Genomic DNA, 21,843 nt, shown 5'->3' on the forward strand with positions numbered 1-21,843 from the left:
GCCGCCCCGACGAGGACGACCAGCGCCCCGACCGGGGTGTTCCAGCTCAGCTGTTCGCCGAGCAGCGCCACGCCCGCCGCCGTCGCGATCACCGGGATGAAGTATGTGACCATCTGCGCCGTCGTCGGACCGACCTCCTGGACCAGGCCGTACTGGAGCAGCACCGCGAGGCCCGTGCCCAGCGCCCCCAGGGCGAGGACGGAGAGCGTGGGCAGAAGGGGGAAGGAAGTGGGGGCGGAGGTGAACAGCGGTGTCACCACGGCCAGTTGCGCCGTGGCGAGGCAGAGCTGGCTGCCCGTCAGCGCCAGCGTCGACGAGCCGGTCCCGGCCAGCGTGCGGCGGATGTAGATCCAGCCGACCGGATAGCAGAACGAGGCGAGCAGGGCCATGGCCGTGCCCGGCAGATCCAGGCCGGAGAAGCCCTGCCAGGCGCCCAGCACCGTGAGGGCGCCGAGGAAGCCGACGCCCAGGCCGGCCACCCGGCGGCGCGTCGGGCGGTCCTCCGACAGGGCGACCACCGACAGCGCCATGCCCCACAGCGGCGAGGTCGCGTTGCAGATCCCGGCCAGCGTCGAGGGGATCGTCAGCTCCGCGTAGGAGAAGAGCGAGAACGGCAGCGCGTTGAGCAGCAGCGCCGCGACCGTGAGGTGCCCCCACGTCCGGGCCGAACGCGGCAGCCGTTCCCGGCGCATCGCCATGGCGGCGACCAGCACCGCCGTACCGGCCAGCAGGCGGCCGAAGGTGACCTGGAACGGGGCGTACCCCTCGGTCCCGACCTTGATCAGCAGAAAGCTGAACCCCCAGATGAGCGAGAGTCCCGCGAACCGGATCCGCCAGTCGAGAGCCGGTCGCCGGGCGGCCGGGGCCGGTGCCGTGGTCGTCGCCGACCGCACGGGCGGAACCGGAGGGGCTGACGCCGGGGCCGTGGCCCTCGGCTCGCAGGGAGCGCTCATGGGGTCCAGCCTGACGAAGGCAACGTCGTAGGACAAGCGAATGTTTCTGCGATGGATCGCGTAGCATCGCTTATATGTTGAACCTGGAGCGGCTGCGCACCCTGGACGCCCTCGCCCGGCACGGCTCGGTGAGCGGGGCGGCCGACGGGCTGCACGTCACGACGTCGGCGGTCTCGCAGCAGATGGCCAAGCTGGAGCGCGAGGTGGGGCAGCGCCTCCTCGCCAAGAACGGCCGCGGGGTCCGCCTCACCGACGCCGGCCGGCTGCTCGCGGACCACGCCGCGCGGATCCTGTCGCAGGTGGAGCTCGCCCAGTCCGACATCGAGGCCCAGCGGGGCGAGGTCGTCGGCGAGGTGCGGATCTGCGCCTTCCCGACCGCGGCCCGGGGGCTGTTCCCCGCGACGCTCACCTCCCTGCGCGCGGACCACCCCGATCTCACCGTCCGTACCCGGGAGCTGGAGCCCGAGCAGGGGCTGCGCGCGGTGTTCCGCGGAGACGTCGACCTGGCCGTCGTGCTCGACTGGAGCAACAAGCGACTGCCTGTGCCCGGTGGACTGGCCAAGGCCGAACTCCTCGACGACGCACCGGACATCGCCATGCCTGCGGGGCATCCGCTGGCGGATCGCGACGAGGTGGACCTGGAGGACTTCGCGGACGATCCGTGGGTGTCATGGCCCGAGGGCGAATTCTGTTACGACTGGCTCATGTTCACCCTGCGGTCCCGGGGCATCGAGCCGCGCATCGCCCACCTGGCCGGTGAGCACCACACACAACTCGCGCTGATCGCCGCCGGGTTCGGCGTCTGCGTGGCGCCGCGGCTGGGGCGAGGACCGGTGCCCGACGGGGTGCGGCTGGTGCCGGTGCGGCAGACCATGCGGCGGCACGTCCACGCGGTCTGGCGTACGGACGCGGACCGCCGCCCGTCGGTCCGGGCCGCGGTGGCTGCGTTGCGCGCGGCGGGTGCGGGCGTGGTGGCCGGCGGCGGATGAGCCTCTGAGGGGGAGCCCGAAGGGCGGCAGCCCCCGGCCCCGGACCGGCCCCGCCCCGGCCCCGGCTCAGGTGAGACCGGCGAGCTTGCGGAAGTCCCAGGAGGTGATCTTCTCCGGGGTGAGCCGCAGCCAGGCATGCCGGCCGTCGTGCGGCATCTCCGTGATGCCGAAGTACTTCACCGGGAACAGTCGCTCCGGCTCAACGAGTTCGGGACAGGGCTCGCCCGTGCGGGGCACCTCGCCGACGAACTCCGCCCGGCCGGTGAGCTCCACGCCGCGCAGTTCCTCGTACCCTTCACCGTCGTCCACGACCACGGCGATCCTGGGGTCCTTGCGCAACTGGGACCAGCGCAGGCTGCGCGTGATGGAGTACAGCCAGAGCGAGCCGCCGTCCCAGACGAACCACAGCGCACCGATGTGCGGAGCGCCGTCCGGGCCGAGCGTCGCCACCCGGCAGGTGCGCTGCTCGCCGAGATAGGCGTCCCGCTCCTCGGGCGTCATCATGATCCGGCGGCCTCGTCGCTGGGTGTCGGTCATGGCCGCCCTCTCCTCGATGTCCGTGGTTCTGACTGGCTGTCAGAAATCATGGACGCTCTTCCTTCGTGACGCAATGGCCGCTACTCTCGCGCGCCCGGTCCGTCCACGGAACCCGGAAGACAGAGGAGGGGTGCCCGTGCCGTCGAGGGAATCGCACGAGCGGCTCACCGCGCTGCTCGACCCCGCCACCACCGTCCTTCTGACCGTCGAGTGCTCTTCCGCGCCGCCGCCCGGCTGCCCGTCCAGCAGCACACCGGCAGCACCGCCGTCCGGGTCGCACCCCCCATCGAGGTCGCCGACGAGGACCTCGTCGTCCGCCGGCTGCACGGACTCTCGCCGCTGGCCGGCACCGATGTCGACCCGCTGCTGCGCAACCTCGGCTGCCGCACGCTCGTCGTCACCGGCGTCTCGGCCAACATCGCCGTCCCCAACGCCGTCTTCGACGCGGTCAACCTCGGCTACACGGCCGTCGTCCCGGCCGACGCCATCGCGGGGGTGCCCGCTGAATACACCCCCGCCATGGTCCGCAACACCCTGGCGCTGGTCGCCACCGTCACCACCACGGACGCGATCCTCGGCGGCTGGAAGCGGCCCCGCAGACAGGGGGCGGCGGCTACGCCAGCCTGATCGAGTCGCCCTCGACGGTGATCTCACGGGCGGGCAGCGGCTGGGTGGCGGGCCCGCCGGTCGGGCTGCCCGTGGCGGCGTCGAAGGTGGAGTTGTGGCAGGGGCAGGTGATCGTCCCGGCCGAGACGTCCTTGACCGCGCAGCCCTGATGGGTGCACGTGGACGAGAACGCTTTGAACTCGCCCGGTTTCGGCTGGGTCACCACGACTTTCTGCGCGGCGAAGACCACTCCGCCTCCCTCCGGGATGTCGGCGGTGGCGGCGAGCACCGCGCCGCCCTGCTGCTCGCCCCCGCTGCCGGGCTGTTCGGCTCCGTCGGAGCCTCCCTTCTCGTCCGACCCGCCGCCGCACGCGGTGAGGGCGGCAGCCGCTCCGGCCGCTCCCACCGCGGCGACGACCGTGCGGCGTCCGAGGAGGCTCCGGTGCTCCTGCGTTGCGCTCATCGCGGCATTCCCTTCGTCGGTGTCCCCGTCTCGGGCACGTCGGTCAGAGGTACGTGCCCTGCGACCGCGATGTTCACGCCGACGACCGCGCCGTACGCCGGTGGCCCGGCCGGTCAGGCCTTACGGAGCCGGGCGACGATCCCGTCCAGGTCCCGCCGGAACAGTTCGGGGCGGACGAAGTGGCCGCCGGGCACTTCGTGCCACTCGTGCGGAATCCCCGCCGCGCCGAGAGTGCCCCGGAACTCCCGCTGCCCGGCCAGCACCTGGGTCTCGTTGACCGTGTCGAACCAGTTGACCGGGTCGGGGCTGGTGCCCGCCACCAGGAACACCCGCTTGTTCCGGTAACTCCCGACGCGCTGCACCGGATTGTCTGCGCTGACCCGCACCTCGTCCCACAGCGGCGCCCCGTAGACCGTGCCGCCACCCAACTCCACAGCGGCAGAGGAGAGGTTGGCCCAGTGGGTGACGAGGCCGGCGTCGCGGCGCAGGCTGGCCGGGCCGGAGTGGGAGCTGACCGAGGCGAAGTGTCCGTAGTACTTGGCCGCGTACTTCAGCGCGCCGAATCCGCCCATCGAGAAGCCGGAGACGGCCCTGCCGTCGTACTCCGCGTACGTACGGAAGTTGGCGTCCACCCACGGGAGGAGCTGGGCGATGTGGAAGGTCTCCCAGTTGCGGGGGCCGACGTTGGAGGCGACCGGGTTGGAGTACCAGCCCGCGGCGCCGCCGTCCGGCATCACGACGATGAGGGGCTCTCCGGCGGTCCAGGCGCGGATGCCCATCCGGTCGAAGGTGATGAAGTCCTGGCCGGTGCCGCCTCCGTGGAACAGGTACAGGACCGGATACCTGCGCCCGCCGGAGTGGTAGCCGTCCGGCAGCAGGACGTTGACGCCGGGGTTCCAGCCGATCGCGTCGGTCGCGAAGCGGAAGTAGCGCATACGGGGGTCGCGCTCGTCGCGGTCCACGATGCGCAGGCCGAAGCCGTCGCCCACCGCATGGGCGGCGGACGCCGACGCCAGCACGCCTCCCGCGCCGAGCGCGGTGGTCGCGGTGATTCCGGCGGCGGCCTTCAGGACGCCTCTGCGGGTGGGCCGTTGGGTGCTCAACGTGACCTCCTGGTCAGGGAAGTGAGGATGCGGGATGTGGGATGTGGGGTACGGGGCGTCAGGCGGAGTAGCCCTTCGGCGGGATCAGGGTGGCCAGCTGGTCGAAGGAGATCCAGTAGATCTGGTTGCCGGCGAAGGACGCCGGGTCCGCGATCAGGACCGTGCGGTCGACCGCGTCGTAGCCGAAGACCGTGAAGTAGTGGTAGATCGTCTGGTCCGGCGGGTATCCGGGCGGCTGATTGCCCGGCGGGGCGACGATGTTGGCGACCAGCGGATAGTTGCGGTCGATGTCGAAGGCGATGTCGTGCCACAGGAGGTCCCGCTGGGCCTGGGTGGGCGGGTCGTTCGGCATCTCCTTGGTCTCGTACCAGCCCCCGCCGAGACGGGCGTTCAGCACGGCGGTGACCTGGCCGATGTGATCGGTGCCCGCCTCGGTCGTGCCGAGCTGCGCCGCCAGCTCGCCCTGGCTCGGCGCTGCGACGCGGGCGGAGAGCGCGATGCGGGTCGCGGCGGGACCGCACCAGTAGCCGGTCTGCTGGACCTGGTAGTCGATCTCCAGCCAGCGGGCGGCGCTCGTCCGCCCGGCGTCGACGCGCAGCCTGGCCCCCGGCGCGTCGTATCCGGAGGCGAGGGCCGTGCCGGCCGTCGAGTCGTGGGCCCGTACGTCCACGACCGGGACGGCGGGGGCGGGGGAGGCCTGAGCGGTGCCGGGGAGGAGAAGTGCTCCGAGGGTGAGTGCTGCGATCGTGGCCGGGACAAGTCTCGCGCGCATGAGGCTCCTGTGGGGGACGGGGCCGTACGGGAACGTCACCGTGCGGGGACGGGAGGTGGGGCCGTCCGGCCGGGCGGTGCTGTGACAGGGGACAGCGTGGTGGCCCGGCGGGGACGGGCACAAGCGCTGTAAGTCCAGGCTTACGGGCGCGGGTTGACGCCGGATCCGCGTCCCGCCCGGCGGTCCTCCGTGGCCAGCAGCGCACGCCCCTCGGCGGTCGCGACGTGAAAGGCGCGGCCCGCCGTGCGGACGGTGGTGGTCAGCCCCGCCGCGCGCAGGACGTTCATGTGCTGGCTGACGGCGGGGTGGGTCACCTGGAGCATCCGGGCCGCCTCCACGGTCGAGCATCCCGTGCGGGCGGCCCGCAGCAGATCGGCGCGGGTCTGTCCGAGGAGGCGGCCGAGAGCGCTCCGGCCCGTCGCCGCTTCCGCAGCCCCCGCGGTGTCCGCCCAGTCGGCCGCGTGGTGGATCGGGTGCACCAGGACGGGCGGCAGGTCACTGTCCGCCAGGGTGGTCGGGGTGGGCCAGCAGAAGAACGACGGCTGGAGCACCAGGCCCCGACCGTTCAGCCGCAGGTGCTGGTCGACCGGGTAGGTGACCTCCAGCACGGGCGGCCGCCAGTGGACGTCGGGCCCGAGACCCGTCAGCAGCGCCTCGGTGCCGCCGTCCATCAGCTGCCGTGTCCGCAGCGCCCGGTCGGCCTCCAGCGCCGCGCGGACATGCCGCCAGTGCGGTACGAGCACCTCCGCCTGGTAGGCGTGGAGCGCCTTGCCCAGCCGTGCGAGCGCGTCCGGGTCGCCCTCGGCCAGGGAGACGGCCCAGCCGGGCAGCCGCCGCGTCCCGGCCAGCCGGGTCAGCTCCGCCCGCAGCCTCGGCCGCGGCGTACGGAGCAGGGTGTCGACGGCGGCCCCGAGCGTGGTGCGGTCGCCGGAGGTGGGGGTGAGGAAGTCGGGGGAGTACCCATGGGGCGGCAGGAGCGGGGAGAGTAACCGCCGGCTCTCCGGGAGCCGGGGCCGCACCCAGCGCCGCCAGGCGCCGAACACCCGCTCCCCGTCCGTCCGTTGGAGGGTCTGCACGCTGTTGGTGATCTCCCACAGGAAGTCCGGCCCCGGGGCCACCCTGACCCGCGTCAGGTCCTCGGGGGTGAAGTGGATCCGCAGCATGGACGCTCCATGGGAGGGCGGGCCGGGCCACCGCACGCACGGCCCGGTCGGCTGCACGTGCCTGCGGCCCGGCGGGCACCGGCCGTGCGAACACCGGCGGGGAACTGACCACTTACCCGCTCGCCGCACCGGCGGAGAACAGGCCTCTACCCGTCACCGGGACGGGGTATGCCGGGCCCCGGGGACGGGGCCGCCCAGCGGGCCGCTGCCGCACGAGACCGCCGTGCCCCTCCGGGCTGCCGGACCCCCGCAGCGCCACGTGGCGCCGCGGAGCCTGCGGCCCGCCCGCTCCGGCCCCGGCCGCCTGTGGCAGGGGTGGTCAGGCGGTGCCGTCGCTCATGCGGCGCTGCAGTTCCCACAGGGACCGGAAGAGGCCCGGCTCCCGGGTGAGCTGGGCGTAGGTGCCCTCCTGGACGATCCGGCCCTCGTCCAGGACGACGATCCGGTCGGCGACGGCCACGTTGGTGAGGCGGTGGGTGATCAGCAGCACGGCGCGGTCCTTGGCCAGTTCGCGCAGGCCGGTGAAGATCCGGTGCTCCGCGCGGGCGTCGAGAGCGGCGGTGGGTTCGTCCATCACCAGCAGTGCGGCCTGCCGGTGGAAGGCGCGGGTGAGAACCAGGCGCTGCCACTGTCCTCCGGAGAGCTGCTGTCCGCCGAACCATTCGCTGGTGAGGAGGGTGTTCAGGCCGGAGCGGAGGTCCGGCAGGATCTCCGCGGCACCGGACGACTCGCACGCGGCGAGCACGGCCGCGTCGCCGGTGTCGCCCTGGCCGAACGTGATGTTGTCGCGCATCGTCAGCGGGAGATACGTGAACTTCTGCGGCACCAGCGCGACATGCTCCCAGGCCCTCCACGGATCGAGGTCCACCGTGGCGGCGTGGTCCCAGGCCACGTCGCCCTCGGTGGGCAGCAGCAGCCCGCACAGCAGGCGGGAGAGCGTGGACTTGCCGGAGCCGTTCTCCCCGACCAGCGCCACGATCTCGCCGCGCTTCACGTGCAGCGAGACGTTGCGCAGGCTGTCCTTGGGGGCGCCGTCGTAGCGGTAGGTGACGTCGCGGACCTCGAAGCGCTGCGGGGCGGCGGCCAGGGAGGCGGTGCCACGGGAGTCGGTCATGGCCTGGCCGTGGGCGTTGTCGAGGAAGTTCTGCCAGTCCTGCACGTACCAGCCGGTGCGCACCAGGCGGGCCCCGCCGCTGATGATGCCCCGCACCGAGCCGGTGGCGGTCTGGAGCGCGAAGACGGCTCCGCCGCCAGCCGCCAGGTCCATCCGCCCCGAGGCCAGGAGCCACAGCAGCGCCGCCCACACCGCGATCGAGGCGACTCCGCCGGCGGCGGCCCCGGCCAGTCCCATCCAGGCACCGGTGTTCGCGGCCCGGCGTTCGGCCGCGTTGACGGTGGCGGCCAGCTTTCGGTAGCGGCCGGTGAGGAAGGGACCGGCCAGACAGGCCCGCATCTCCTCGCTGGACTCCGTGTAGGCCATGTGCCAGCGCAGTTTGCTCAGCATCCGGCGCCGCCCGGAGGTCTCCAGGCCGGCGAGGTAGATCACGCGGGCGGAGCGGACGTAGGCGGCGGCCTGCGGCAGGCACGCGAGAAGGAGAAGCGGAAGGAGCAGCGGGTGCAGGACGGTCAGCACGGTTGCCCCGGCGGCGAGTGTGGCGGTGGCCGCGAGGACGTCCTGCGCCTCCTCGACGAGGTCGGGGGTGACCTGCGCGCCACGGTCGGCGATGTCGTAGGCGTCGTTGTAGCCGGGCTTGTTGTTGGCGGCCGGCTCCGCGCCGAGTGCGGCCTCGATCATCGTCAGCTCCGCCGCCCGGCCGAGCACCGGGCGCAGCCGGCCGGTGAGCCAGACGACGGTGATGCCCAGCAGCGCGCGCAGACCGGCGGCGGTGGCGATGACGGCCAGCTGCGGGGCGGCGTCCCACAGGCGCTCGGTGATGTCGCCCGAGGAGACCAGCGCCGTGATCGTGCCCGTGACGGCCAGGAGGCCGAGGGCCGCGAGGACGCCGGTCCCGATCTGGCACATCAGCAGGCCGACGGTCGCGCCGCGATCCACGTGCCAGGCCAACCGCACCGAGCGCCGGACGAGGGAGGGCAGGCGCCGCGCCATGGTCCGGGAGGTCAGCTGGGATCCGGCCCGGAGCCGTGACTCGTCGCGGTAGAGATACTCCTCCTCTCGAACACCGGCCTCCTCGGGCGGGTCGTCCGGCGAGCTCCCTTGCGGTCGTTGCGGCGGCTGGTCCTGTGTGATGGCCGACGTCATCGTTCCCCCTCGGACGGTCGCTGCGGCGGAGTCACGAGGTCCAACGAGGCGGCCGCGATATCGAACACACGTCATCCGGTCGTGCTGTGAGCCCCGCAATCTCCGGCGTCGGGAACCCCGCGGGCGCGGGAGCCCTGGTGGGGCCTGGAGCGGGCCCGGGCAGGAAGTGGCCGAAACGCCGACACCACCGGGCGGCACGAAGCGTTCGGCGGGGGAGTCGGCGCCGGGGCCGGCCTGCCCGGTGATCCCCCCCCGGCTAAAATGCTCACTTCACAAGGGATTGGGTGGCCCGAAAAATGCTAGAAGAGGTCATTGCGACCCGCTACGTCACGCCCCTGCGTGAGGGCGGCTCGCTCCCCGGAATCGTCGAGGCCGACGATCTCGGCACGTACGTCATGAAGTTCACCGGGGCCGGACAGGGCCGCAAGACGCTCGTCGCCGAGATCATCTGCGGGGAGCTCGGCCGACGGCTCGGGCTGCGCGTGCCGGAGCTGGTGACCATCGAGCTGGACCCTGTCATCGGACTCGCCGAGCCCGACGAGGAGGTGCAGGAGCTGCTCAGGGCGAGCGGTGGGCTGAACCTCGGGATGGACTATCTGCCGGGCTCGTTCGGGTTCGACCCGCTCGCCTACGAGGTCGGGGCGGCCGAGGCCGGGCGGATCGTCTGGTTCGACGCGCTGATCAACAACGTGGACCGTTCCTGGCGCAACCCCAACCTGCTCGTCTGGCACGGAGACCTCTGGCTCATCGACCACGGCGCGACCATGATCTGGCACCACAACTGGCCGGGCGCCCAGGCCTCCGCCGCCAAGCCGTACAACGCCTCCGACCACGTCCTGGCCCCCTTCGGGCCGGACATCGCGGCCGCGGCCGCCGAGCTCGCCCCGCTGGTCACCGAGGAACTGCTCACCGAGGTCGCCGCCGACGTACCGGACGTCTGGCTGGCCGACGAGCCCGGCTTCGACTCCGCCGACGAGGTGCGCCGGGCCTATGTCGCCCCGCTGCTCGCGCGGGCCGCGACCATCCACGAGCGGATCACCCTGGACGCGCCCACCGCGACCCGGCCCTCCCAGGCGCCGGGCTGGCTCACCGACCGGCTGCCGCCGCGGCGGAAGCAGGCTGCGGGCGACGACCGCGCCCCGGCGGTCGCCCGTACCGGTGAGGAGGGTGGCCGATGACGCGGCGCGATGTCTTCGAGTACGCGCTCCTGCGCGTCGTGCCCCGGGTCGAGCGGGGGGAGTGCTTCAACGCCGGTGTGCTCGTCTACTGCCGGGCCCACTCGTTCGTGGCCGCCCGGACGTACCTCGACGAGGCGAAGCTGAAGGCGCTCGACCCGGACGCCGACGTCGTCGGGGTGCGGGCCGCGCTGCGCGCCGTCGAGGGGGTCTGCGGCGGCGGTGCGGAGGCCGGTCAGGCGGCGGGCGACGACGCCGGACGGCGGTTCCGCTGGCTGATCGCCCCGCGCTCCACGGTCGTCCAGCCCGGGGCGGTGCACAGCGGGCTGACCGCCGACCCGGCCGGTGAGGTGGAACGGCTGCTCGACCTCCTCGTGCGCTGATCCGCGCCCCGGCGGGCCACGACGGCACAGCGGCGGGCACTCCCGCCCGGTGTGACGTACGGCCCGCCGGGGCGTGCGCCGTTGACACCGGGTGCCAGGGCTTCTAGCGTCTCGTCTGCTGAAGGTACTAAGCGGTTGCTCAGCAACCGGGGTTCTCTCCGCCAGGGAGTGTCAGGGCTGGCGGGGAAGCGCCCCGATATCCGCTGAGCCGCTATCCAAGGGCGAGGAGAACCAAGCATGTCCACCACCGAGCAGCGCGTCGCCATCGTGACGGGAGCGGCGCGGGGCATCGGCGCCGCCACCGCCGTACGCCTCGCGGCCGAGGGCCGCGCCGTCGCCGTACTCGATCTCGACGAGGCGGCCTGCAAGGACACGGTCGAGAAGATCACCGCCGCCGGGGGCACAGCGCTGGCCGTCGGCTGCGACGTGTCGGACGCCGGTCAGGTGGAAGCCGCCGTCGCGCGGGTCGCCGCCGAGCTGGGCGCGCCGACGATCCTCGTGAACAACGCGGGCGTGCTCCGCGACAACCTGCTGTTCAAGATGAGCGAGTCCGACTGGGACATCGTGATGAACGTGCACCTCAAGGGCGCGTTCCTGATGGCCAAGGCCGTCCAGGCACACATGGTCGAGGCCAAGTTCGGCCGGATCGTCTCGCTCTCCTCCTCCTCGGCCCTCGGCAACCGGGGCCAGGCCAACTACTCCGCGGTCAAGGCGGGCCTCCAGGGCCTCACCAAGACGCTCGCCAAGGAGCTCGGCAAGTTCGGCGTCACCGCCAACGCCGTCGCGCCCGGCTTCATCGTCACCGAGATGACCGCGCAGACCGCCGAGCGCGTCGGCATGGGCTTCGAGGAGTTCCAGGCGGCGGCCGCCACCCAGATCCCGGTCCAGCGCGTCGGCCGCCCCGAGGACGTCGCGAACGCCATCGCCTTCTTCGCGGGCGACGACGCCGGCTTCGTCTCCGGCCAGGTCATGTACGTGGCCGGCGGACCCCTCAACTGATCCGAAGGGCAGCGGACATCATGACGGTGCAGGACAGCGGAAAGGTCGCCCTCGTCACGGGCGCCAGCCGGGGCATCGGCTACGGGATCGCCGAGGCGCTCGTCGCCCGCGGCGACCGGGTCGTCATCACCGGGCGGGGCGAGGACGCCCTCAAGGAGGCCGTGGAGCGGCTCGGCTCCGACCGGGTGGTGGGCATCGCGGGCAAGGCCCACGACGAGGCGCACCAGGCCGCGGCGGTCGAGCGCGCGATGGAGGCGTTCGGCCGGGTCGACTACCTGGTCAACAACGCCGGGACGAATCCGGTCTTCGGGCCCATGGCGGAGCTCGACCTCAACGTGGCCCGCAAGGTCTACGAGACCAATGTGATCTCGGCGCTCGGCTTCGCCCAGCAGACCTGGAAGGCCTGGCAGAAGGAGAACGGCGGGGCGATCGTCAACATCGCCTCCGTCGCCGGCGTCGCGCCCTCGCCGTTCATCGGCGCGTACGGGATGTCGAAGGCGGCCATGATCAACCTGACCGCCCAGCTGGCGCACGAGTTCGCCCCGGTCGTCCGGGTCAACGCGATCGCCCCGGCCGTGGTCAAGACGAAGTTCGCCGAGGCGCTCTACGAGGGCCGCGAAGCGGAGGCGGCCGCCGCGTACCCGCTGGGCCGGCTCGGTGTGCCCGAGGACATCGGAGGTGCGGCGGCCTTCCTGACCTCCGCACAGTCCGACTGGATCACCGGCCAGACCCTCGTGGTCGACGGAGGAATTTTCCTCAACGCGGGCGTGGGCTGAGAGCAGCCTGGACCGATTTGGCCCTGATTGAGTCAAGTGCCCCGCCGGGTCAGCGGATTGACCCGGTGGGGCGCTGCGGTATGGTCTGCCGACCCATGGCTGATCGAGGAGCGTGCACGTGTTCTACCGGGCCAGTCTGCAGGCTGCTGCAGCCCTAGCTTCCCTTTCTCTGCTGGCCGGCTGCGGTCTCCTTTCCGACAGCGGATCGGAAACGGACCAGAAGATAACCGTCGGGACGACCAGTTCCCCGTCCACACTCGATCCGGCGGCGGCCTGGGACGGTTCCTGGGAATTGATGCGGAACGTTTACCAGACCCTGGTGAGCTTCCCCACCGGCAGTACGAGCCCGGAGCCGGACGCGGCGGAATCCTGCAAGTTCACGGACGCCACGAGCATGGCGTACCGGTGCACGCTCAAGAAGAACCTCAAGTTCTCCAACGGCGAGAAGCTCGACGCCGAGGCCGTGAAGTACTCCATCGACCGCATTGTGGACATCCACTTCAAGGGTGGACCGGCCGGGATGCTCGGCTCGCTGGACCGGATCGAGACCAAGGGCGACGACACGGTCGTCTTCCACCTGAACAAGTCCGACGCCACCTTCCCGTTCATCCTGGCCACGCCCGCCATGTCGCTCGTCGCCCCCGGCGACTACCGCAAGGACAAGATCCGCGACGACGGCAAGGTCACCGGCTCCGGGCCGTACCTTCTGGAGTCCTACGAGGGCCGGAAGACCGCCGAGCTCAAGAAGAACCCGGACTACAAGGGCTTCGCCAACCGGAAGAACGACTCGGTCACCATCCGCTACTTCGAGAAGTCCGCGGAGATGGTGAGCGCCCTCAAGGCCGACGAGATCGACGCCACCTACCGGGGTCTGACCGCCGAGGAGGTCGTCAGCCTGGAGGACAACAAGGACGACAACGCCGGCCTCCAGATCGTGGAGAGCACGGGCGCGGACATCCGCTTCCTGGTCTTCAACCCGAAGGACCCGGCCGCCGCGAACCCCGCCGTCCGCAAGGCCATCGCCCATGTCGTCGACCGCGACGCGCTGGTCGAGAAGGTCTACCGGGGCACCGCCGAGCCCCTCTACTCCATGATCCCCAAGGGAATCGCCGGACACACCACGAGCTTCTTCGACACCTACGGCGACCCGGATGTGAAGAAGGCGAAGAGCATCCTCTCCGGGGCCGGTATCACCGAGCCCGTGAAGATGACCTTCTGGTACACCACCGACCGCTACGGCTCCGCCACGGAGCCCGAGTTCGGGGAGCTCAAGCGGCAGCTGGAGGAGTCCGGTCTCTTCAAGATCACGCTGCGGGGCGAGCCCTGGCAGAAGTTCCAGGAAGGCTTCAACAAGGGCGAGTACCCGGTCTTCGGCCGCGGCTGGTTCCCCGACTTCCCGGACCCCGACAACTTCGTCGCCCCGTTCGTGGGCCAGGAGCCCGTCACCGGCAGCCCGTACATCAACAAGGAGATCACCCAGCAGCTGATCCCCGCCTCGCGGCAGGAGAGCGACCGGGGCGCGGTCAGCAAGCAGTTCGAGCGGGCCCAGGAGATCCTCGTCGACGACGTCCGCCTGCTGCCGCTGTGGCAGGGCAAGCTGTACGTCGCGGCGGGCGAGGACATCGGCGGCGGCGAGCGGGCACTCGACCCGCAGACCGTCATGCAGATGTGGGAGCTGTACCGCAAGGCCAGCTGGTAGAGGCCTGGTGCCAGGGACGACGGGCCTCCTCCGGGGGCCCGTTGTCAGTGGTGACCGGTAGGTTCTGGGATCAAGAACCTGTTGCTCACCGGAGGTTGTGGACGTGACCGATATCGACCTGCTGCCCGAGTCCTGGCGCGGCGTCCTCGGCGAAGAACTGCAGAAGCCGTACGTCAAGGAGCTGGCGGACTTCGTCGAGGAGGAGCGGGCCAAGGGCCCCGTGTATCCGCCCCGCGAGCAGGTCTTCGCCGCCCTGGACGCCACGCCCTACGACCAGGTGAAGGTCCTCGTCCTCGGCCAGGACCCGTATCACGGTGAGGGCCAGGGACACGGGCTCTGCTTCTCGGTGCGGCCCGGCGTCAAGACGCCGCCGTCGCTGCGCAACATCTACAAGGAGATGCAGCAGGAGCTGGGCCTGCCCATCCCGGACAACGGCTATCTGATGCCCTGGGCCGAACAGGGCGTCCTCCTGCTCAACGCCGTGCTGACCGTCCGGGGCGGCGAGGCCAACTCCCACAAGGGCAAGGGCTGGGAGAAGATCACCGACGCCGTGATCCGCGCCGTCGCCGACCGGCCCGACCCGGCGGTCTTCGTGCTCTGGGGCAATTACGCGCAGAAGAAGCTGCCCCTGATCGACGAGGAGCGCCACATCGTGGTGAAGGGCGCGCACCCCTCGCCGCTCTCCGCCAAGAAGTTCTTCGGCTCCCGCCCCTTCACACAGATCAACGAGGCCGTGGCCGCCCAGGGCCACCAGCCCATCGACTGGCGGATCCCTGACCTCGGCTGACGGGTTCCCCGGCGGGGACGCCTACTGCGCCCGTGTCTGACCGGTTATGCGGAAGCCCGGCGTTAGCGTCGGACTGACGGGGCGACCGGCTGGACGGGCGACGAGGAGAGCGCAGTGGTGGAGCCGCAGGAGGCGTCCGAGGACGCCGTCATGACCAGGATCGGCCAGGCGATCATGCTGCTCCACGGAGGTGACCGGGAGGAGGCCCGCAACCGCTTCGGCGCGCTCTGGTCGGAGCTCGGAGCGGACGGCGACGCCCTCCACCGCTGCACCCTCGCGCACTACATGGCCGACACCCAGGACGACCCCGGCGACGAGCTGGCCTGGGACCTGCGCGCCCTGACGGCTGCCGACGGGGCGGGCGGCGGGCGGGCGGCGGAGCACCGGGACATGCCTGCCGTCCGGGCGTTCTACCCCTCCCTGCACCTCAACCTCGCGGCGGACTACCTCAAGCTCCAGCGCCCCGACTCCGCCCGCATCCACCTCCAGCGGGCCCGCGCCGCGGCGGAGTCCCTCGCGGACGACGGGTACGGCGGTGGGGTTCGCGCCGCCATCGACCGCCTGGAGCTCCGCCTGCGGGAGCAGTGACCCCCGGGGACCCCCGGGGGCAGGAGCGTCAGCGGCCGTACGTCTCCGAGCAGATGCGGGCCTGCGGGCTGCCGGCGGGCCAGCCGCCGTACCCCCGGCCGAGCGCACAGACATCCGCGCCGCCGCCGGGGACGCGGGGCAGGGCGGGCACGGTGACGGACGGAACTCTCGGGGCCCGGTCGGGCCCCCGCCGCGCCGGGCGGCGCCCACCGGTCCGCCGCGCCGTGCCTCCGCAAGGGAGTCGGCGGCCGGAGGCGCGGGGGACGACGGCCGCGCGGGCGGACGGCTCGGATCCGGCACCACCTCCAACCCCTCACGGGCGGGAGGCTGCACGATCTGCGGAGCCACGTCCTGCGCCGGCCCGGATGCTGCCGGACCGGGCGGCGGGGAAGGAACGGTCCCGGGCGCCACCGAGACGCATCCGGAGACGGCGGTGACCGCTAACCCGACCAGGAGGTTCGCGGTGATTCTGGTTCTCTGCACCCGGCCAACTCTGCGGTGCGGCCCGGCCACGGGGGACCCGGTGGGCGGGGAATGGCCCGCACGAGTGACCCGGTCAGCACGGCGCCCCGCACCGCGCCGACCGTGGGCACCGACGTTCGGTCAACGCTCGCCGACGGCTCGGGCGGTCAGACTCCGGTGGCGCCGTCCACGCGCTCGCGCACCAGGTCGGCGTGGCCGTTGTGCCGGGCGTACTCCTCGATCATGTGCGTGTATATCCAGCGCAGATTGAACGGCTTGCCCGCCGAGCCGACGCCCTTGGAGAAGTCGTCCAGGCCGAACGCGGCCGCGCTCTCGCGCGCCGCCGCCGTCTCCGCCCGCCAGACGGCCTCCGTCTCGGCCCAGGTGGTGGTCTCCGACACCGTGAAGTCCCCGTCCGGGTCCTCCTCGGTGGAGTAGAGGTCCGGCAACTCCTCGCCCGCCAGGATCTCCCGGAACCAGAAGCGCTCCACCTCGGCCAGATGCCGTACGAGGCCGAGCAGGGTGAACGCGGAGGGCGGCACGGACGCCTCCCGCAGCTGCGCGTCCGTGAGACCCGCGCACTTCACGACGAGCGTCTCGCGGTGGTAGTCCAGCCAGCCTTCCAGCATGGGGCGTTCGGCGGCGTCGATGGCGGGCTCAGGGCGTTCGGGAAAAGTCATGGGGGTCATCGTGACCCATGATCATGGGGCTGGCCAGGGGTTTTCCGAACGGACCGGAAGCCGGGCCGCGGGTGGCGGCGACGTATGCTGCCGGGGCGCGAACAGCCGCGCACAGCGGCCCGGCACGGCGACAGGGAGACCCTCGTGAAGATCGGTTGCATCGGACTCGGCGATATCGCGCAGAAGGCGTACCTGCCGGTGCTCACCGCCGTACCGGGGGTCGAACCGCATCTTCAGACCCGCACCCCCGCCACGCTCCAGGCGGTCGGCGACGCCCACCGAGTTCCGGCCGAGGGCCGTCACGAGACCCTCGACTCCCTCCTCGACGCGGGGCTGGACGCGGCGTTCGTGCACGCCCCGACCGCCGTGCACCCGCAGATCGTGGAACGCCTCATCGACGCGGGCGTCGCCACCTATGTCGACAAGCCGATCGCCTACGAGTACGCCGAGTCCGAGCGGCTGGTGAACCTCGCCGAGGAGCGCGGTGTCAGCCTCGCCGTCGGCTTCAACCGCCGTTTCGCCCCGGGCTACGCGCAGTGTGCGGAGCACCCGCGCGAGCTGATCCTCCTGCAGAAGAACCGTGTCGGACTGCCCGAGGACCCCCGGACGATGATCCTCGACGACTTCATCCACGTCGTCGACACCCTGCGCTTCCTGGCCCCGGGCACCGTCGACCACACCACCGTGCGGGCCCGGATCGTGGACGGCCTGATGCAGCACGTGGTGCTCCAGCTGTCCGGCGACGGATTCACCGCGATCGGCATGATGAACCGGCTGAACGGATCGACCGAGGAGATCCTCGAAGTCTCCGGCCAGGACACCAAGCGCCAGGTCCTCAACCTCGCGGACATCATCGACCACAAGGGGCAGCCCAGCGTACGGCGGCGCGGCGACTGGGTCCCCGTGGCCCGGCAGCGCGGCATCGAGGCCTGTGTGCACGCCTTCCTCGACGCCGTGCGCCGGGGCGAGACGCTCAGCGCCCGGGACGCCCTGGCGACCCATGAGCTGTGCGAGCGGGTGGTCCGGGAGGCCTTGGAGCAGGCCGCCTGAGCGCCCGCAGCCCCTCGACGGCGCACAGTGCGGCGAGTGCCGCGAACGCCCCGTACACCGGCCAGTCGCCGAACCGGCCGTAGAGCGTCTCCCCGCGCGCCAGCGGCAGGTCGAACACCTCCGCCGCGCTCGCGTCCGTGCCGAGCGGGCGGCCCACCCGCTCGCCCCGGGGCCCGTACGCCGCGCTGATCCCGGTGAGCGTGGCGTGGACCATCGGGCGGCCGTTCTCGGCGGCCCGCAGCGCCCCCAGCGACGCGTGCTGGGCCGGGGCCCAGCTGTCCTGGAACGTCGAGGTGGCGGACTGGGCCACGAGCACCTGCGCACCGTCGCGCACCAGCCTGCGGCTCATGTCGGGGAACGCCGTCTCGAAGCAGACCAGCGGGCCGATCCGCAGCCCCCGCGCCCCGTCCGGCAGGGTCATCACCGCCTGGCGGTCGCCGCGCAGCCGGTCCTCGCCCGCCGCCTTGCCCACGGAGGTCGCCCACCCCAGCAGGGAGCGGGCCGGGACGTACTCGCCGAACGGGACCAGACGCATCTTGTCGTAGCGGTCCCCGGTCGGCCCGTCGGGGCCGACGAGCACCGCCGACTTGAAGATCCCCGACCGCCCCGCCCCGTCCGTTTGCCGGGCGTCCACATTGACCAGCAGATCCGCGCCCACCAGACGGGACAGCTTCGCCAGCCGCAGCGCGGTCTCCGGGTTCTCCCACGCCCCGGCCCCGATGCTGCTCTCGCCCCACACCACCAGGTCCACGCCCCGGCCCGCCAGCGGACGGGTCAGCTTCTCGCCCCGGTCGAGGCGGCGCGCGACGCTCCCCGGCCCCTCCACGATCCCCGGCTGCACGACGGCGATCCTGACCGTTCCCGCGCTCTCGGGCCGGGGTGCCCAGGACCACATCGCGGTGACGGACAGGGCGCACACCAGGAGCACGACCCCGGCGGCCGTACGGGCGCGGGGTGCGGCGATCAACAGGGCCACGCCGGTGTTCACCGCCAGCACCAGCAGGCTCACCAGCCACACCCCGCCCACCGAGGCGACCCGCAGGGCGGGCGAGACCTCCCACTGACTCGCGCCGAGAAGCCCCCAGGGCCCGCCGAGCCCCTCCCAGGACCGGACCAGCTCGATCAGCAGCCACCCGGAGGGCACGACGACCACGGCGGCCACGGCCCGCCGTGCGGAGGGGGAGCCGCCGAGCAGCCGGGACCCCAGCAGGCCCCAGGGGGCCCAGAGCAGCCCGAGCAGGGCGGCCAGCAGCACGATGAAGACATGGAGGCTCGGCATCAGCCAGTGGTGCACGGCGATGACGAACCCGATGCCGCCGATCCACCCGTCCAGTGCCGCGCGGCGCGGCGAGTGCGCCGTACGGATCAGCAACAGCCAGGGGACCAGCGCCACGTAGGCGAACCACCAGAGCCCGGGCGCGGGAAGGGCGAGCGCGGGCAGCGCCCCGGCGAGCAGAAGCGCGACGGCCCGGGTCCAGGGGGACGCGAGCCGGCCGGTGCGGGCGGAGTCCCGGCCGCCTGCCGCGGACCCGCCGCCGGGGGTGCTGCCGCCAGGAGTGCCTCCTGCGGACGTGCCGCCTCCGGGAGTGCCGCCGCCGGATGTGCCGTCGCCGGAGGCGCCGCCGCCGGGCGTCCCGGAGCCGCCGCTTCCGGAGGTGTCGGCCGCGTTCCGGCCGACCGGGAGACGCCCGCCCCGGATTCGCATGCCGTGCCCTCCTCGGTCCTGCGCGGGCGGGCGATCGCCCCCGCCGCGTCGACCCCTGGATACCCAGTGTGGGGGAGGTGATCCCCGCCGGACACAGGACGCGGGCCGAGCGGGGCACGGTGGACGGCTCCAGGGCCGGGCGGCGCCAGGCGAGTGGCAGTTCGATGACAGGCTCTACGGGCTCGGGGCCCGGCGCCACTTCTCGTGGACGGTGACCGTACGGATGAGCCAGCCCGCCTCGTCGCGGTGCAGCGCGAAGGTGTAGCGACCGCCGGTCACGAAGTCGGGCGTGGCGGCGCCGGACCGCCCGGCCCCCGCCTCGCCCGGCGCGTCCGCGTCCGAACCGCTCGACGCCTGCCGGGCCCGGCACATCGGATTGAGGTAGTCGGCCCGCACCTCGGCCCGGTCGCCCGTGTAGCCGCCCAGGTCCTCCAGGTCGATCCGGCGGTTGACGATCAGGTGCTGGCGTACGGGGAAGAGACGCATCGTCTCCTCCAGCCACCGGGCGACCTCCTCGGCCGGGCCCTCCACGCCGCCCGCGCCCCGGTAGTCCGCGCGGCCGTCCGGGGTGAACAGGGCACCGTAGTCCGACCAGGCCCCGTCGTCGACCGCCACCGCATACCCGGTGATCAACGCATCGATGGCAAGCCGGTCCAGCACGGTCGCGAGCGCCACACGCTGTGTCATCGGTCAAGTCTCGGTCAAGCCGCCCGCCAGGCCAAGTGCCCTGCGCCGACGGGAGGCGGAACAGCCTCAGCAGGGGACGACGGCGACCGGTCCCAGCGCGTGCGTGACCGCCGTCTGCGCCACCGGGGACAGCCCGAGCCCCAGCGACTCGCCGCCCTTGCGGCGGCCGATCACCGTCAGGGCCGCCGTCGCCGACGCGGTCACCAGGGTGCGCGAGGCGGAACCGTTGACCGGCTCCCGGACGATCTCCACCTGCGGGTACTTCTCGTGCCAGCCCGAGGTCAGCTCGGCCAGCGTCCGGGCGGCGGACCCCGCCGCCTCCTGCCGGTCGAGGACGGGGCCGCCCGCGAGCATCGAGGAGAACATCGTCCAGCCGTGGACGATCCGCAGCCGGGCACCCGGCCGGGAGGCCGCGGTGGCGAAGGCGAACTCCAGGACCGCCTCGCTGCTCTCGTCGGCGGCCACCCCCGCCACGATGTCGGTGAAGGCGTCCGCGTCGGAGCCCCGGTCCTCGTCCCCCTCGGGGCGGTCGTCCTGCACCACGACGACGGGGCAGCTCGCCATCGACGCGGTGGCGAGGCTGTTGGAACCGATCATCAGCGAGCGGAAGCCGCCGAGTCCGCGCGATCCGACCACGATCATCGACGCGTCCCGGCCCAGCGAGACCAGGGCCGCCGACGGGAAGTCCAGCGGGGCCAACGTCGAGGGCCGCAGCTCCGGAGCGATGAGCGCGCTCCGCCGTACGGACTCGGCCAGGAGCGCCTCGGCCTCGCGCCGTCCGGTCTCCTCGTCGACCTGCCGGGTGAGCGGGCGGACGTGGACGATCAGCAGCGGCAGTCCGCGCCGCGCGGCTTCGCGGGTGGCCCAGTCCAGAGCCTGCCGGCTGTGCGTGGAGCCGTCGACGGCGGCGATCACGGGAAGATCGTTGGTGGTCATGACCCCGAGCGTACGTCGCCGGGCCGGCAGCACTCGTCCCCGGTGCCCGAGAGGCCCTGGTGGTCCGGCGGCCCGTCAGTCGTGGTTGTGGGTGGAGGAGGTGTCGTCCGGGGGCACGCTGCGCCCGCCGTCCCTGCCGCTGGCCACGACGGCGACCAGCGCCACCACGATCGCCACCACCGCGAGCCGGCCGCCGAGCCGCAGAGCCCACCCTGTACGGGCCTTGGCGGTCTCCCCGGGGCGACCCGGCAGCCTCTCCGAGCGGCGGGCGGGCCGCAGCAGCCGCAGGAGCAGCAGGGCGGCGACAGGGAGCTGGAGGAGCCAGACGCTGGTGCGGAACCAGCCGTCGTACCAGACGTTGGTCCCGTACAGCAGGGTGTGCCAGACGCTGAGGACGTACACGACGATCACGCAGCGGTGCAGGACCCGCCAGGTCTTGGGGCCGATGCGGTGGCGTACGTAGAAGAGCAGGCCGAGCGGGATCGCGAGGTAGAGCGCCGCTTGGCCGACGGGTATGGCGATCTGCCCGGTCCCCGAGTCGTAGCCGCCGGGGACGAAGGCCTCCACGAAGGCGGTGGCGACGGCGGAGTTCCAGGCGGCCGTGTCGTGCCGGACCAGTTCTGCCGCGAAGAGCAGGGCGTGGGCCGCGATCAGGGCGATGGTGTTGAGGCTCGTGGTGCGGTGCAGGCGCTCCAGCCGGGGGCCCGACAGCGGCAGGCGGCCCGGCCGCGGTCCGGACAGCATCAGCCCGAGGATGACCGTGCCCCAGGCCCAGAGCAGGGCGGACCAGCCGAACGCCTGGCTGAGGAAGTACATCCAGAAACCGCCCGCGTCGGCCATGAACGGCATCACGGAGACCGTGGAGGAGGTCTTGTTGCGGATGCGTATGTAGAGCAGGACGAAGACCGCCGCGGTGATGACGAGCGCCACCAGCCCGTCGGGCCACGAGGCCCGGAGGTCGGAGCGGAGCGTCGGCCGTCTCGGCTCTCCCGGCGGGCGGGGTCCGGGCACCTTGCGGTCGCCGGGTGCGGTGCTGACGGGCGTCTCGGCGGCCGCTGCCGGTTCGGGGG

At 72.5% G+C, this 21,843-nt stretch carries 23 protein-coding genes; 10 read left to right on the top strand and 13 right to left on the bottom strand.

Going from position 1 to position 21,843, the window contains the following annotated elements; genetic code table 11:
• A partial coding sequence (locus D3105_RS26190) for a DMT family transporter (RefSeq protein ID WP_133305710.1) occupies positions 1-953 on the bottom strand: 953 nt, incomplete at its 3' end.
• A gap of 74 nt (positions 954-1,027) precedes the next feature.
• On the opposite strand from D3105_RS26190, the gene D3105_RS26195 reads away from it, so the two are divergent.
• Positions 1,028-1,942 carry a LysR family transcriptional regulator gene (locus tag D3105_RS26195; RefSeq protein ID WP_118905475.1) on the top strand — a complete coding sequence of 305 codons (915 nt, stop codon included), beginning with the start codon at positions 1,028-1,030 and terminating at the stop codon, positions 1,940-1,942.
• A gap of 66 nt (positions 1,943-2,008) precedes the next feature.
• Here the strand turns inward: D3105_RS26195 and D3105_RS26200 are convergent, their stop codons facing one another.
• Positions 2,009-2,479: a pyridoxamine 5'-phosphate oxidase family protein gene (locus D3105_RS26200; RefSeq protein ID WP_118905476.1), complete on the bottom strand. Its 471-nt coding sequence runs from the start codon at positions 2,477-2,479 to the stop codon at positions 2,009-2,011.
• Positions 2,480-2,689: 210 nt separating this feature from the next.
• Between D3105_RS26200 and D3105_RS26205 the strand changes: the two genes are divergently transcribed.
• On the top strand, positions 2,690-3,106 hold the full coding sequence (locus tag D3105_RS26205; RefSeq protein WP_425315762.1) for an isochorismatase family protein: 417 nt from the start codon (positions 2,690-2,692) through the stop codon (positions 3,104-3,106).
• Here D3105_RS26205 and D3105_RS26210 read toward each other — a convergent pair.
• The 5 genes from D3105_RS26210 to D3105_RS26230 all read right to left on the bottom strand — a co-directional run bounded on the left by D3105_RS26210 (position 3,093) and on the right by D3105_RS26230 (position 8,846).
• Positions 3,093-3,548 (bottom strand): Rieske (2Fe-2S) protein, encoded by a 456-nt coding sequence (locus D3105_RS26210; RefSeq protein ID WP_118905478.1) that lies wholly within the window; start codon positions 3,546-3,548, stop codon positions 3,093-3,095. The genes D3105_RS26205 and D3105_RS26210 overlap by 14 nt on opposite strands.
• A gap of 113 nt (positions 3,549-3,661) precedes the next feature.
• A complete protein-coding gene (locus tag D3105_RS26215) occupies positions 3,662-4,651 on the bottom strand; it encodes an alpha/beta hydrolase (RefSeq protein ID WP_118905479.1) in 990 nt (329 codons plus the stop codon).
• Positions 4,652-4,709: 58 nt separating this feature from the next.
• A complete protein-coding gene (locus tag D3105_RS26220) occupies positions 4,710-5,423 on the bottom strand; it encodes a C39 family peptidase (RefSeq protein ID WP_118905480.1) in 714 nt (237 codons plus the stop codon).
• 140 nt (positions 5,424-5,563) lie between these two features.
• Entirely contained in the window at positions 5,564-6,586 is a 1,023-nt protein-coding gene (locus tag D3105_RS26225) for an ArsR/SmtB family transcription factor (RefSeq protein ID WP_118905481.1), read from the bottom strand.
• Positions 6,587-6,905: 319 nt separating this feature from the next.
• A complete protein-coding gene (locus tag D3105_RS26230; RefSeq protein WP_118905482.1) occupies positions 6,906-8,846 on the bottom strand; it encodes an ATP-binding cassette domain-containing protein in 1,941 nt (646 codons plus the stop codon).
• Between the two features lie 296 nt (positions 8,847-9,142).
• Between D3105_RS26230 and D3105_RS26235 the strand changes: the two genes are divergently transcribed.
• The 7 genes from D3105_RS26235 (at position 9,143) to D3105_RS26265 (ending at position 15,253) form a co-directional block, all read left to right on the top strand.
• Complete coding sequence (locus D3105_RS26235) at positions 9,143-10,024, top strand: HipA family kinase (protein WP_118905483.1); 882 nt, start codon at positions 9,143-9,145, stop codon at positions 10,022-10,024.
• Positions 10,021-10,404: a DUF3037 domain-containing protein gene (locus tag D3105_RS26240; protein ID WP_118905484.1), complete on the top strand. Its 384-nt coding sequence runs from the start codon at positions 10,021-10,023 to the stop codon at positions 10,402-10,404. The genes D3105_RS26235 and D3105_RS26240 overlap by 4 nt, the downstream gene beginning before the upstream one ends.
• Before the next feature lie 237 nt (positions 10,405-10,641).
• A complete protein-coding gene (gene fabG, locus D3105_RS26245) occupies positions 10,642-11,403 on the top strand; it encodes a 3-oxoacyl-ACP reductase FabG (protein WP_006122981.1) in 762 nt (253 codons plus the stop codon).
• 20 nt (positions 11,404-11,423) lie between these two features.
• The gene (locus D3105_RS26250) at positions 11,424-12,179 is read left to right on the top strand and encodes an SDR family oxidoreductase (RefSeq protein ID WP_118905485.1); all 756 of its coding nucleotides are present in this window, start codon (positions 11,424-11,426) and stop codon (positions 12,177-12,179) included.
• 118 nt (positions 12,180-12,297) lie between these two features.
• Positions 12,298-13,878: an ABC transporter substrate-binding protein gene (locus D3105_RS26255; RefSeq protein ID WP_118905486.1), complete on the top strand. Its 1,581-nt coding sequence runs from the start codon at positions 12,298-12,300 to the stop codon at positions 13,876-13,878.
• 103 nt (positions 13,879-13,981) lie between these two features.
• Positions 13,982-14,665 carry a uracil-DNA glycosylase gene (locus D3105_RS26260; RefSeq protein ID WP_032788676.1) on the top strand — a complete coding sequence of 228 codons (684 nt, stop codon included), beginning with the start codon at positions 13,982-13,984 and terminating at the stop codon, positions 14,663-14,665.
• 114 nt (positions 14,666-14,779) lie between these two features.
• Positions 14,780-15,253: a hypothetical protein gene (locus D3105_RS26265; protein ID WP_118905487.1), complete on the top strand. Its 474-nt coding sequence runs from the start codon at positions 14,780-14,782 to the stop codon at positions 15,251-15,253.
• Positions 15,254-15,281: 28 nt separating this feature from the next.
• Here D3105_RS26265 and D3105_RS35785 read toward each other — a convergent pair whose 3' ends face one another.
• Together D3105_RS35785 and D3105_RS26275 are read right to left on the bottom strand one after the other, a co-directional pair.
• Complete coding sequence (locus tag D3105_RS35785) at positions 15,282-15,404, bottom strand: hypothetical protein (protein ID WP_276311863.1); 123 nt, start codon at positions 15,402-15,404, stop codon at positions 15,282-15,284.
• A gap of 478 nt (positions 15,405-15,882) precedes the next feature.
• The gene (locus tag D3105_RS26275) at positions 15,883-16,404 is read right to left on the bottom strand and encodes a DinB family protein (RefSeq protein WP_412080987.1); all 522 of its coding nucleotides are present in this window, start codon (positions 16,402-16,404) and stop codon (positions 15,883-15,885) included.
• 135 nt (positions 16,405-16,539) lie between these two features.
• Between D3105_RS26275 and D3105_RS26280 the strand changes: the two genes are divergently transcribed.
• Complete coding sequence (locus tag D3105_RS26280) at positions 16,540-17,445, top strand: Gfo/Idh/MocA family protein (RefSeq protein WP_118905491.1); 906 nt, start codon at positions 16,540-16,542, stop codon at positions 17,443-17,445.
• Here D3105_RS26280 and lnt read toward each other — a convergent pair.
• From lnt to D3105_RS26300, 4 genes are all read right to left on the bottom strand, one after another.
• The gene (lnt, locus tag D3105_RS26285) at positions 17,369-19,150 is read right to left on the bottom strand and encodes an apolipoprotein N-acyltransferase (protein ID WP_118905488.1); all 1,782 of its coding nucleotides are present in this window, start codon (positions 19,148-19,150) and stop codon (positions 17,369-17,371) included. The genes D3105_RS26280 and lnt overlap by 77 nt on opposite strands.
• A gap of 174 nt (positions 19,151-19,324) precedes the next feature.
• A complete protein-coding gene (locus D3105_RS26290; RefSeq protein ID WP_118905489.1) occupies positions 19,325-19,837 on the bottom strand; it encodes a nuclear transport factor 2 family protein in 513 nt (170 codons plus the stop codon).
• A gap of 66 nt (positions 19,838-19,903) precedes the next feature.
• The gene (locus tag D3105_RS26295; protein WP_030713785.1) at positions 19,904-20,773 is read right to left on the bottom strand and encodes a universal stress protein; all 870 of its coding nucleotides are present in this window, start codon (positions 20,771-20,773) and stop codon (positions 19,904-19,906) included.
• 75 nt (positions 20,774-20,848) lie between these two features.
• On the bottom strand, positions 20,849-21,843 hold a 995-nt coding region (locus D3105_RS26300; protein WP_240647025.1), incomplete at its 5' end, for a ferric reductase-like transmembrane domain-containing protein.

The organism is Streptomyces globisporus, assembly GCF_003501885.1.
Taxonomy (GTDB): domain Bacteria; phylum Actinomycetota; class Actinomycetes; order Streptomycetales; family Streptomycetaceae; genus Streptomyces; species Streptomyces globisporus_D.